Raw genomic sequence first — 12,186 nt, forward strand, 5'->3', positions numbered from 1 at the left:
GGCGTCCTGGCGGCGGTTGCCTGCTAATGCGTCCTGCCGGGCATGGCCATTGCCGGCATGGCCATCGGCTGGCCGGGTCGCATGGAAAGGTCGCCGTACCGGGCGGCTACGTAGTAGCCAGCCGCCAGCAGCAGCAGGGTGAGCACCGTGACCAGGGCTTTGCGTCCGGCCGATACCTGCCCGTCGCCGGCCATGCTCATGCCGGGCATCGCGTGCCCGGCGTGCCCGCTGGCAGTCGCCGGGGGCATGGCGGGCGACATGCCGGCCATGGCCATCCCCGCGTGCTGCGGCGCTGCGGCTGCCATTGCGCCGCCCTTGCCTAATGCCCGCTCGGTGCCCATGCCGTGCTTGAGTTTGTGCTTGACCAGCCACCAGTTGACGGGGTAGGCCACCGCCACCCCCACGAGCGTGGCGGCCGACATCGCCGCCCAGAACCAGGGCGAGGTGGCTTCCATTGCCCGCATGTCCCGCGACATCAGCACGACCATCGTGGGCAGCATGCCAGCCATCATGGCGTTCATGGACATCCACTCGGGCAAAAACGAGCTGCGCAGGGCCTGCCCGTAGCTCATGCCCATCATGTCCTTCATAAACAGGGCCTGGAAGATAAATAACCCGAAGCCGAAGCCGGCCGCGTATTCTACCCAAATATCCACGCCCATGCGCAGGCCGAAATAGCCCGTAATGCCGGCCGCCACAATGATGCCCGTGGCATCGCCGGCCGCGCAGTGAATGGTCGAGCCTACGGCTTGCTTCCAAAGCGGCGCAATGAACTGCTCGTGGGTGCCGGGCGATGGCTCCCGGCACGAAAACCAGTAGATGAGCAGCCCCACCGGCCCGGTGTAAAGCGTGACCAGCACCCAGCCCCACTTCATCACCTTCATCTCCGGGGTGCGGGTGAACAAGTCCCAAGCCACGTAGGCAGCCGATAGCAGCGTGAGGCCAAACCAAATCCAGAGCAACCAGGCCGGAGCCCAGGGGGTAGCGTTCATCGTCATCGTCGAGCGCGGTAAATGGGTAAAAAAAAGCAGCGAGACTTTCGCCCCGCTGCTTGGTTGGTTGCGACTGGCGCTAGAACTTCTTGTTTTTCAGCAGCCAGGTCTGAAACTGGGTGATTTCCATCTTCTGCTCGGTAATAATGCCGTCCGCCAGGGTCTTAGTGGTCGTCTCGCGGCCGTATTTCAACTCCAAGTCCGAATTCTCGATGGCGCTCTGGTGGTGGTCCACCATGAGCTGCGCGAAGTCGTAGTCCGTGTCGCCAGTCAGGGGCCGCAGGTCATTGGCCTGGTCCATACGCATCATATTAGCGCTCTGCATCGTCGCAAAATTGGGCAAGAAGGGCGCGTGCGCTGGGTGCGCGGCCAGAAAAGCCGTAAACTGCGCGATTTCCGCTTGCTGTGTGGCAATGATGTTGGTGGCCATAGTCCGCATCTCGGTGTCTTTGCCGTTTTTCAGCTCCTCGTTGGCCATGTTGATGGCCCCCTGGTGATGCATTTTCATCATCATCGCAAAGTCGTTGTCGGGGTCGCCCGTGGGCGTCATGGCATCCATGTCCTTCATCATGTTGTGCATGATGGTCATCAGGGTGCTTTGGTCGTGGGGCTGCACTTGCAGTCCCTCCTCCTTTTTGCAGGCAGCGGTAGCGAGGCCCAGGCCCAGCAGGGCGAGGGCGGGTAAGCGAAGAAAACGATTCATAGGGGGTAGTAGGGGTAATTGATTAACTGACGCTAAAACGGCCCCCATCTACCTCATGATTTGCACATGCTAGTCCTGCCGCTTGCATAATTTCTACTCCTCACGCCAGTAGGGCCGGCCGCATGGCAGCGCCCAACAACCAAAAAAGGCAGCCCCAACAGGCTGCCTTCTCCAATCGGCTACTCACCGGCCTACTTGTTGCGCGTAAGCCAGTCCTGCAACGCCGTGATTTCCTGGCGCTGGTCGGTGATAATAGCCTGGGCCAGCGTTCGGGTGGTGTTCTCGCGGCCATGCAGCAGCAGGGCCTCGGAGTTGTCGATGGCGGCCTGGTGGTGGTCTACCATCAGCTGGGCAAAGTCGTAATCGGGTCGGCCCGTAATGGTGCGCTTGTCGCTGCTGGCCATCATCTTATCCATGTTGGCTTTCTGGAGCTGGGCGAACTGCGGCACCAGGGGCGTGCGGGGCTGGTGGCTGCTGAGAAAGGCGTTGAACTGCGTGATTTCGGCCTGCTGCTTGGTAATGATAGCCTGGGCCGTCGTTTTCATGTCCTGGTTGGTACCGCTCTTTAATTCCTCCTGGGCCATTTTGATGGCCGCCTGGTGGTGCAGCACCATCTGGGCGGCGTAGTCGTGGTCGGGGTCCTGGGTTTTGGCCTGCGCATCCATCTGGGTCATCATGTCCATCATAATGGTCATGTACACACTTTCGTGGGCGGGGTCCATATCGTGGCTCTTCGAGCAGGAGGCCACAAAGAGCCCGAAGAGGGCCAGTACTAGCAGGGGTAAGCGTAACCGGGGCATAGGGAGTATGAAGACTTGATGAGCTTTCTTAACACCCAGGCCAGGCCCTTAGATTTTACATATCCGCGCAGTTTCCTTGCATAATTTCCGGCTTCCGCTACTGCCCTGGCTGGTCGTCCGCATCCCGGTTGATGATGGGCAGAATCTGGTAGAGCATCTCGCTGGGGATGCCCAGCATATCGCGCTTTTCCGCGTAGTTCTCTAAAAATAAGGCGAAGGGGTGGATGCGCTGCATCTGCCGCTGCTCGTCCTCAGCCGCGCTCATGCCGGCCCAGGCCGGGGCCCGCAGGTAGGCCACGTATTCTTCCAGCATGTCTTCAAACACCAGCCGCCCGTCCCGGAAGTCCTCGTGGTAGGCGAGGAGCGTATCCACGTCGATGATAATCAGCGGGCGCACGTTGTGCACCGGCAGCCCCTGCTGCGCCAGCTCGGCCAACTCCTCCTGGAACCAGTCGTTGACGACCACGTTCAGGCCGGGCTGGTTGTAGAGCCGGTCGTGCACCACCAGCACCGGGTAGAGTAGCAGCTCGGCCGGGTCGAAGTCGGTATCGAAAGGCAACTGGTGGCGCAGCAGGCGCGCCACGTTGCCCGCCAGCTGCTTCGCCGCCTTGGGGTGGTGGTTTTCATCTTCGTAAAACTTCTTCCTTACCTCGTCTAGGTAAGTGGCAAAGTCGTGGCCGGCCTTGGCATCCTTGTGCACCAGCACGTCCTTCGACTCGAAAAGCACGGCCCGGTTATCGTGGCGGAAATAGTAGTCCGGCTCGGCCTGCCCTTTCAGCTGCCAGCCTTCGAAGATGGCCCGACCGCTCAGCGCCAATCCTCGGCCCTGCAAGATGGCATCGAGCAGCAGGTACATGAGGTACTGCTCCGAGAACAGGTCGCAGTACACCGAGCGCCAGTCCTTTTCCCGCTCGGCCTTGGGTAAAGTCCGGTTAGCTAGGCTAAACTGAAAGTACAGTCCCTTGTGCAGAGCTTCCAGCACTAGTACCGGATACACCAGCACGAAGGTGCCGGGCGACTCTTCACATAGCGGGGTCGCTCGTAAGCTGGTAAAGTCAGCCATATCCAGCGGCTGCCCTTCGGGGAGCGTGAAATGCCGCAGAAACGTGCACGCTGTCACATAATCGGGCCTGACGGGCACCTCAACTGCAATTCGGCCGAGCGTTTCCGCCTGCGTAACGGGCTTGATTACGCCGCTTAGCTGGCGAAAGTAATCCTGCCAGCGTTGGCAGTCAAAACGCCGCAAGAAGGCTTGCAGCAGGGGCGCAAAGCGAGCCTCTGCCTCCAAAAACTCGAACAGCCGCACCGACTTTATCAGTTGCAGCATCGCGATGTGGTGCAGGCGGTGGTTGACCAGCTCGAAATCGGAGAACGTGCCGGCCAGCGCGGCAGCGGCCAGCGGCTGCGTCGGCAGCAGCTGGCGGGCCACGGTCATGGCCTGGGACTGCTCCCTGATGTAGGACTCATTCAGCACCAGGCAGGCCACAAACAAGCTGCATTCCAACTCGGGCTCGGTCTGCCTGGTCGGCTCATCGGGCAGCTCGAAGCACAGGCTGTAAAGCTGAAGCACCGTTTTCGGATGCAGGAAGTTAAGCTTGGACTCGACGCGGCGCGCCAAAGCCTGCGTCTGCTGGTAGACCTGGCTGGCAAAAAGCGCATTATGCTGCGGCCCGAAAAACTGCTGCATGTCCGTCACGTAGTCCCGCTTAGGAGCTGGCGTATGGCTTAGGTAGCCAAGTAGGTGCGAGACGCACTGCAAGCGGTCAAGTCGGCTAATACCGCTCAGGTAGTCGGCAATGGGCTGCGCCGGCCCCTTAAATAGGTTATTAAATTCAACGAGAAGCTGTCGTTTCATAGGCTGAGGAAGAGCCGCCGGAGTTGGGGCCGTTGTGCTACCGACTAGAACACAAAAAAGCAGCAGCCCGTTAAATAAGGCCTTGCCTAGCTCCTGCCTATCATCTGACCACAAGCCACTTATTTTACCCTAGCACAACCGAACCTTTAAATCAGCGAGTCCAGACTGCGGCGGGCGTGGCTGGCGGGCCCCAGCCGCTGAAACTCGGTGGGCGTAAGGCCCGTCACCTGCCGGAACTGCCGCGAGAGGTGCGCCGGGCTGCTGTAGCCCAGTTGCTGGGCCACTTCGGCAATGGGCAGCTCGCCGTAGCCAATCAGCTCCTTGGCCCGCTCCACCTTTTGGCGGATGATAAACTTCTCAATCGTGAGGCCTTCGGAAGCGGAGAACAAGTGGGAAAGGTAATGGTAGTCCTTGCCCAGGTGCTCGACCAGGTAATCCGAGTAGTTGAGCAGGCGCGGACCGGGCGGCGGGTAGTGAATCAGGGCCACCAGCAGCGTCTTGATGCGGTCCACCAGCTGGTCGCGGGGGTCTTCCAGCAGCTCGAAGCCGGCTTCCCGCAAGCTGGCCCGGATGGCCGGCCAGTCGGGGGCCGTACCATCGGGCGTAGACACGTCGGCCTCGCCCAGCGCCACGCGGTGCACGCGCAGGCCCAGGGCCGCCATATCCTCGCCTACCACCCGGATGCACTGCGGGCACACCATGTTCTTAATCAGCAGCCGGTGCGAATCGGGCGGGGGCAGCACGTGGGCAATGCTAACGTCAGCTTTCATGGGATGCGTCATTATTTCACGACCAGGCTACCCCGCAGCATACCCATGCCGCAGGTGAACGGAAATGTACCGGCTTCTTGGGGCAGCAACTCGACCAGCGTGGTTTTGAAGGCCGGCAGGTCGCGGCGGACGCTGAAATCGGGCATCAGCAGCTCCTCCGAGCAGCTGTTTTCCTCGTCGCGGTAGAAGCTCAGCTGCACGGGCTGGCCGCGCTGCACCTCAATCACGTCGGGCGAATAGCCGCCCTTCACGGTAATAGCCACCTCCTGCACGCCACTGGAAGAGGAAACGGCGCTGGCCGTCTGGCGGGCCGAAAAGAAGAAGTACCAGAGCACGAACCCGGCGAGGGCCAGGCCGGCGACGGTCACGATGATAGCGGGCGTATCCATAACTAACAGGTAAAGACTAGTGGTTGTCGAACGCGCGCAGGCGCAACGAGTTGGTGAGCACCGATACCGAGCTGAGGGCCATGGCCCCGGCCGCGAGCATGGGCGAGAGCAGAATACCGAAGAAGGGGTAGAGCAGCCCGGCCGCCACGGGAATGCCCAGCGTGTTGTAGATGAAGGCGAAAAACAGGTTCTGCTTGATGGTGCGAATGGTCTGGCGGCTCAGCTCGATGGCTGTCACCACGCCATGCAGGTCCGAGCGCATGAGCGTGATACCGGCCGCTTCCATCGCCACGTCGGTGCCCGAGCCGATGGCCAGCCCAATGTCGGCCTGGGCCAGCGCCGGCGCGTCGTTGATGCCGTCGCCCACCATGGCCACGGTGCGGCCCTCGGCTTGCAGTGCCTTCACCTTGCCGGCTTTATCGGCGGGTAGCACCTCGGCGAAGTAGCGCGTGATGCCCACCTGCGCGGCCACCTGGGCGGCCGTTTCGGTGTTATCACCCGTCATCATCACCACCTCGATGCCCAGCTCCTGGAGCTTTTTGATGGCCGCGGCCGACGTGTCGCGCACGGTATCGGCTACGCCCAGCAGCCCCACGGCCTGGCCGGCCACGGCGACGTACAGCACGGTTTTGGCCTGGGCCAGCAACTGCTCGGCCTGGGTAATCACGGCAGGGGAGAGGCTTACGCTTTCATCGGCCAGCAGCCGGCGGTTGCCAATCAGCACGGCCTGGCCGTTGACGGTGGCGGCGGCCCCCTTACCTTCCACGGCGCGGAAGCCGGTGGCGCTCAGACTGGCCCCGCCCTGGGCGTCGGCGTGGCGCACCACGGCCTCAGCCAGCGGGTGCTCGCTCTGGCGCTCCACGGCGGCCACCACTTGCAGCAGTTGGCTCGCCTCCTGGCCGGGCAGCGTCCAGAAGTCCGTCACGGCGGGCTCGCCGCGGGTGATGGTGCCGGTTTTATCCAGGAGCACGGTGTTGACTTTATAGGCCTTTTCCAAGGCTTCGGCGTTGCGGATGAGCACGCCATGCTCCGCGCCCTTGCCCGTGCTCACCATAATGGCGGTGGGCGTGGCCAGCCCCAGCGCGCAGGGGCAGGCGATGATGAGCACGGCCACGAAGTTGACCACTGCCAGCGGCAGGCGGGCACCGGCCGGGGCAAAATCAAACCACAGCACGAAGGTGAGAATGGCAATGACCACGACCGTGGGCACGAAGATGGCGCTCACCTTATCGGCCAGCCGCTGAATGGGGGCGCGGCTGCCCTGAGCATCCTCTACCAGCTTCACAATCTGGGAGAGCATGGTGTCGGCCCCTACTTTGGTGACGCGGAAGCGGAAGGAGCCGGTCTTGTTAAGGGTAGCTCCGAATACCGGGTCGCCCGCCTGCTTCTGCACCGGCAGGCTTTCGCCGGTGAGCATGGCCTCATTGAGCGAAGAGGAACCTTCGGTGATAAGGCCATCGGTGGCCACCTTCTCGCCGGGGCGCACCACTACGAGGTCGCCCAGCTGCACCTGCTCGATGGGCACATCGACTTCCGCCCCATCGGGCCGCACCACGCGGGCGGTTTTGGCTTGCAGGCCGATGAGGCTGCGCATGGCCGCCGAGGTCTGGGTTTTGGCCCGCAGCTCCAGCACCTTGCCCAGCAGAATCAGGGCAATGATGGTGGCCGTCGTGTCATAGTATACCTCGGGCATCAGGCCCCGGCTGGTGAAGAAGCCGGGCACGACGGTCGCGGCCAGGCTGTAGAGAAACGCCGCGCCGGTGCCCACGGCAATGAGTGTATCCATGTTGGCGGCCCGGTGCTTGAAGCCGTTCCAGGCCGACACATAGAACTCGCGCCCGCTGTAGAGCAGCACGGGCAGCGTAAGCAGTAGCAGGGCGTAGTTGAGCCACTGCATGTTCACGCGCTGCATCATCGCCGGCCAGAGCATGAGCATACTCAGGGGCATGATGAGGACGGCTAGCCCCACGGCGACCCCGAAGCGGCGCTTGAGCTTCTGGTAGGCCAGCGCCTTCTGGCGGTCGATTTCGGCGCTGCGCTCGGCGGCGCTGGTATCGGGGGCGCGCTCCGCTACGCCGTAGCCGGCATTGACAACTGCCTCTTTCAGCGTAGCCGGGGACGCCTGGGTGGGCACGTAGTCCACGGTAGCTTTCTCGGTGGCAAAGTTGACCATCGCCCGCTGCACCCCCGGCGTGCGGCTGAGCGACTTCTCGACGAAGGACGCGCACGAGGCGCAAGTCATGCCTTCGATATCGAGGGTTTCGGTTTTAGTGGCAGGTTCCATAGCTAGTAGATTTGTAGCAGGTTGCTGAGCCCGCTAGCCTCACGGCTTAGGCCTACAACTACCCTACAAAGCAACGGCTCCTACTCCCCAAAGTTGGTACTAAATACTGTCGCAGACTTGCATAATTTGACAGGCAATATGGGATTACCAGCGCTACTCACCTTCGTTGCCCTCTGGGTATTCGTCTTCATGAGCGGTTGAGGCTACGGGGTTCCGAAACAAATGCAAACTAGCCTGCTCAGCTAATTCCCGCTCGTTATCTTCCCACACGTCGCCTTCGAAATACATCAAATCGTAGCTGCTCAACGCGTCGAACCCCCCGGCTTCAGTTGCAATGCCGAAGAACTTTTGCGTTTGGCCAAACTGCTGAAACTTGATAGCTAGACAGTACCCCTGTAGCGCCTCAAAGCGCCGCACCCGGTATTCAGCCACCGTTTCTCCTTTGCGTCGGGGCAAGAGCAGGAATACGTATTGCACGCCGCTATCTTCCAGCGCACCGGTGTGCCGCACGCGGTACTCGTCCGGCTCTGACATCGCTATCATTTCCCGGAAGGACTTGGCCAGCATTCGGCGGCTCAGCCGTGACTCGCGCGCCATGATGCGCAAGGCTGCTTCTCGGTTGGTAAAGGAGGTGTCGAGACGCAGGGCGTAGGCTTTGCCAGCGTCTGTGTGTTCATAGATGAATTTTATCAAGCCGTCCCAGGCATAACTGCCCTGGTCAGCTTTGCGACGCGCTTGGTACTGCGGACTGGTTATGAAGTCGCTCCAAAATCCCTCTGAAATGCGCAAACCTTGGTAGCCCGCCGCAACGGGGAAGATGTGGCGACCAAACGTAGGACTAGCTTCGTCGTGGTCCGTGTTACGCAGGTAGTAGGCCAATAAATCGTCCTCGCCAGCCGCCCACACTTTTAGTCCACGCTGGGATAATAGGGCTTCCTTTTTCTCTAGGTAGGCCACGAAATCCGTTATCGTATCCAGCAGGTGCATCACGGCCGCCAATGAGGCATCATCGAAGACGTGCACGTAGGCTTTAGTCGGGTCCACCAAGCCAAGGGTGAACGGCTCGGGCGTGAAGCGCTGGGTGTCGTAGTGGGCCGTGCCCTGCACCCGGTTGTCCAGCATTAAGCTTCCTGTCCCGCCAAACTCCGCTTGGCAGTCCTGCGAAGCACCATGCGCCACGACTATACGGTGGACTTTCATGGCGGCCGGAGCTGGCAAGGGCACCGGGAAAGGATGCTGGCAGGCCTTGTCTAGGTATACCCGGTCAGGATGCTGCTTCAACCACCGCTCGGCCCCGTAGAGTTGGTCAGCCGCCGCCGCCACGGCTCGCCTGTACCAACGGCTCCAGTTCAATACCGGGTTGGAGGTAGTGGGATAATCGCAGTGCTTGCTCGAAAAGATGATGACGTGCTCATCGAACACCACCAGCATATCACACAGCTCTTTTCCTTCGCTACCCTGCGCGCTGAAGCTTTGGTTGCGAAAAGGGCTGACGTAGCTCCATAGCGTTAAAAAAGAGCGCTCACCGAGTTCAGCAAGGTACTGCTCGGCCAACGTACCCCCCGGGTTTTTCGGTACTAGCGGCATGACTGCTCAAATATGCTGGAAGGTAAACCACGAACACCCTCGCCATGCAGTTTGGGTAAGGAAGCAGTCAGTTAGGAATAGCACCAGAGCTAGGCCAGAAACTTACGCTAAGGACATATCGCCTATTTACTGTAAAAGAGAATATTTCGCTATGTCGTATACTTGCGTCATTGTTTGTCGTATATTTGCGACATACTTTATAGTTAGCCATGACTTACGCCAAAACCGCCGCCTTCACTACCGACCAGCAGCAGCTCGCCCGCGTAGCCAAAGCCCTGGCCCATCCGGCGCGAGTAGCCATCATTCAGTTTCTGGCCAGCAAGAAAACCTGCATCTCGGGCGACATTGCCGCTGAGCTGCCCCTCTCGCGCACCACCGTATCGCAGCACTTGCAGGAGCTGAAGGCACTGGACCTGATTCGTGGCGAAATCGACGGGCTCACGGTCTGCTACTGCCTCAATACTGAATTGCTGCACCAAGTACACCAACAGTTCACGGCCTTTTTCATCGAGGCCACCGCGACAGGGCCGGTGTGCGGGCCAGAAGACGCCTGCGCCTGCTAATCTTACCAACTTCACCTAAAGCGTTTTTATGAATATCTCCGAAATGAAGCAGTCCCTGGCGGGGCTGGAGGCCGTGAATTTTCGCCTGCCCTCGGGCGAATACCTACCCGCGCACTTCCACGTCACGGAAGTCGGTTTGGTGAGCAAGCATTTCATCGACTGTGGCGGCGTGGAGCGGAAGGAAACCGTAGCCAACTTTCAACTCTGGGAAGCTGGCGACTACGACCACCGCCTGGCCCCGCAAAAATTTCTGCACATCCTGAACCTGTCGGAGAAGATTCTAGGCAGCGAGGATTTGCCCATTGAGGTTGAATATCAACAAGCCACTATCGGCAAGTTTGGCCTTGACTTCGACGGTATCGACTTCATGCTGACGCCCAAACAGACCGCTTGCCTAGCCCAAGACGCCTGTGGCATCCCCAACGCTGCCTTTGCCTTGCCCCAGCTGCAATCGGCGTGCTGCACGCCGGGCGGCGGGTGCTGCTAAGGCCTCCCACGGCGCAGCCCCTCGGGTTGCGCCGTTTTGCTTTCTATCCCCTCTGCTTAATTATTTTCGATGACAATTGCCTTCTTTTCCGACGTGCACGGCAACCTGCCGGCCCTGCAAGCGGTGCTGGCTGACCTGGACCAGCGCCGGCCGGACATGGTGTTTTGCCTGGGCGACCTGGTGGGCTATGCGCCCTGGCCCAATGAAGTGGTGAACGAGGTGCGGCGGCGGGGCATCCCTACGCTGGCCGGCAACTACGACCAGGGCATTGGCCTGGCCAGCTCCGATTGCGGCTGCGCTTACCAGACGGACATTGATAAGAGCCTGGGCGCGCAAAGCATCGCTTATACGAACTCGGTCGTGGGCGACGACGAGCGGCGCTACCTGCGCCTGCTGCCCAAGCACATGCGCCTGGATTTTCAGGACGAGCCCTGCACGCTCAGCCTGCTCATGGTCCACGGCTCGCCGCGCCGCATCAACCAGTATTTGTTCGAAGACTTCCCGGAAGGCAGCTTTGCGCGCCTGCTGGAAGGGGCCGGGGCTGATATTCTGCTCTTCGGGCACACCCACAAGCCCTACCACCGGGCCATTCCCTACCAGCACGAGGGCAAAACCCGTTACCGGCACGCGCTCAATATCGGCTCCGTGGGCAAGCCCAAGGATGGTGACGCCCGCGCCGCCTACCTGCTGCTGCACCTCGACCAGCATACTACCCTTACCGACGCTAGCAGCCTACGCTCGGAGTTCGTGCGGGTGACCTACGATGTGGAGCAAGCCGCGCAAGCGGTCGAAGCCTCGCCGCTACCCAACGAGTACGCCGACATGCTGCGCAAGGCCTACTAGCCTGCTCCATGAAAGTCTTTTCGTTGCTGGTGCTCGTGCTCGCAGGAGCGGCCCTGACTACGCAATCCGTGGTAAACAGCCAATTGCGCGGTGCCCTGCACGGCGTGACGTGGGCAGTGCTCACTTCCTATCTGGTGGGGAGCCTGGCGGCGGCAGCCGTGCTGGTGGCTGGCCAGGAACCCATGCCGAGCCTGGCCACCTTCGGCGCGCTGAAGTGGTATCAGTGGACCGGGGGCGCCCTGGGCATGGTCTACCTGGCGGCCATCACCTTCTCGCTGCAACGGGTCGGCGCGGCTAGTCTCTTCGCCCTAGTCGTGACCGGACAGTTGCTCACGGCCCTGTGTTACGACCAGTTTGGCCTGCTGGGTCTGCCCCGCAGCAGCTTCTCCCTGACCAAGCTGGTCGGCGTCGTCCTGCTAGCAGCCGGAGCTTATCTACTCAACCGCAAATGATTAGCCGCTTCACCTGCCTTTTTTATTATGAAAATAGCTTCTCTTACCCCTGCCCACTGGCCAGCCGTACGGGCCATCTACGAGGCCGGCATCGCGACAGGCAATGCCACCTTTGAAACCCAAGCCCCGATGTGGGAAGCCTGGGATAAGGGTCACCTGGCGCATAGTCGCCTAGTAGCGCTGGCCGCTGACGGGACCGTGCTGGGGTGGGCGGCGCTCTCGCCTGTTTCGGGCCGCTGCGTGTACGGCGGTGTGGCTGAAATCAGTGTGTACATCGCCGCCGAGGCGCGGGGGCAAGGTGTGGGGCGGCAGCTCCTCCAGGCGTTGATTCAGGAATCCGAAGCCAATGGCATCTGGACGCTGCAAGCCGGCACCTTCGAGGAAAATGCGGCCAGCATTGGCCTGCATACCCAAGTGGGGTTCCGCGTCATCGGGCACCGCGAACGCATCGGCCAGCACCA

General features: G+C 61.1%; 13 protein-coding genes. 5 read left to right on the forward strand and 8 right to left on the reverse strand.

Annotated elements, in window-relative coordinates; all coding sequences use genetic code 11:
- Nucleotides 1-23: 23 nt before the first annotated feature.
- The 8 genes from GO988_RS22510 to GO988_RS22545 all read right to left on the reverse strand — a co-directional run bounded on the left by GO988_RS22510 (nucleotide 24) and on the right by GO988_RS22545 (nucleotide 9,380).
- On the reverse strand, nucleotides 24-992 hold the full coding sequence (locus GO988_RS22510) for a DUF4396 domain-containing protein (RefSeq protein WP_232341665.1): 969 nt from the start codon (nucleotides 990-992) through the stop codon (nucleotides 24-26).
- Nucleotides 993-1,071: 79 nt separating this feature from the next.
- Nucleotides 1,072-1,695, reverse strand: a complete 624-nt coding sequence (locus GO988_RS22515; RefSeq protein WP_198173008.1) for a DUF305 domain-containing protein — start codon at nucleotides 1,693-1,695, stop codon at nucleotides 1,072-1,074.
- A gap of 191 nt (nucleotides 1,696-1,886) precedes the next feature.
- Nucleotides 1,887-2,495 carry a DUF305 domain-containing protein gene (locus tag GO988_RS22520; RefSeq protein WP_157569841.1) on the reverse strand — a complete coding sequence of 203 codons (609 nt, stop codon included), beginning with the start codon at nucleotides 2,493-2,495 and terminating at the stop codon, nucleotides 1,887-1,889.
- Between the two features lie 97 nt (nucleotides 2,496-2,592).
- The gene (locus tag GO988_RS22525; protein ID WP_157569843.1) at nucleotides 2,593-4,350 is read right to left on the reverse strand and encodes a hypothetical protein; all 1,758 of its coding nucleotides are present in this window, start codon (nucleotides 4,348-4,350) and stop codon (nucleotides 2,593-2,595) included.
- 146 nt (nucleotides 4,351-4,496) lie between these two features.
- Nucleotides 4,497-5,120: a helix-turn-helix domain-containing protein gene (locus GO988_RS22530; protein WP_157569845.1), complete on the reverse strand. Its 624-nt coding sequence runs from the start codon at nucleotides 5,118-5,120 to the stop codon at nucleotides 4,497-4,499.
- Between the two features lie 11 nt (nucleotides 5,121-5,131).
- Nucleotides 5,132-5,509, reverse strand: a complete 378-nt coding sequence (locus GO988_RS22535; protein WP_144853272.1) for a cupredoxin domain-containing protein — start codon at nucleotides 5,507-5,509, stop codon at nucleotides 5,132-5,134.
- A gap of 16 nt (nucleotides 5,510-5,525) precedes the next feature.
- Nucleotides 5,526-7,793 (reverse strand): heavy metal translocating P-type ATPase, encoded by a 2,268-nt coding sequence (locus tag GO988_RS22540; RefSeq protein WP_157569847.1) that lies wholly within the window; start codon nucleotides 7,791-7,793, stop codon nucleotides 5,526-5,528.
- Between the two features lie 153 nt (nucleotides 7,794-7,946).
- A complete protein-coding gene (locus tag GO988_RS22545; protein ID WP_157569849.1) occupies nucleotides 7,947-9,380 on the reverse strand; it encodes a hypothetical protein in 1,434 nt (477 codons plus the stop codon).
- A gap of 209 nt (nucleotides 9,381-9,589) precedes the next feature.
- Here GO988_RS22545 and GO988_RS22550 point away from each other — a divergent pair, with 209 nt between their 5' ends.
- The 5 genes from GO988_RS22550 to GO988_RS22570 form a co-directional block, all read left to right on the forward strand.
- The gene (locus tag GO988_RS22550) at nucleotides 9,590-9,943 is read left to right on the forward strand and encodes an ArsR/SmtB family transcription factor (protein ID WP_157569851.1); all 354 of its coding nucleotides are present in this window, start codon (nucleotides 9,590-9,592) and stop codon (nucleotides 9,941-9,943) included.
- A gap of 28 nt (nucleotides 9,944-9,971) precedes the next feature.
- Nucleotides 9,972-10,430, forward strand: coding sequence for a DUF6428 family protein (locus GO988_RS22555; RefSeq protein WP_157569853.1), 459 nt, complete (start codon nucleotides 9,972-9,974; stop codon nucleotides 10,428-10,430).
- Between the two features lie 69 nt (nucleotides 10,431-10,499).
- Nucleotides 10,500-11,273, forward strand: coding sequence for a metallophosphoesterase family protein (locus GO988_RS22560; RefSeq protein WP_157569855.1), 774 nt, complete (start codon nucleotides 10,500-10,502; stop codon nucleotides 11,271-11,273).
- Between the two features lie 8 nt (nucleotides 11,274-11,281).
- Nucleotides 11,282-11,725, forward strand: a complete 444-nt coding sequence (locus GO988_RS22565) for a DMT family transporter (RefSeq protein WP_157569857.1) — start codon at nucleotides 11,282-11,284, stop codon at nucleotides 11,723-11,725.
- 27 nt (nucleotides 11,726-11,752) lie between these two features.
- The coding region (locus GO988_RS22570; RefSeq protein ID WP_157569859.1) for a GNAT family N-acetyltransferase at nucleotides 11,753-12,186 on the forward strand (434 nt) is incomplete at its 3' end.

Source organism: Hymenobacter ginkgonis, assembly GCF_009755225.1.
Lineage (GTDB): Bacteria > Bacteroidota > Bacteroidia > Cytophagales > Hymenobacteraceae > Hymenobacter > Hymenobacter ginkgonis.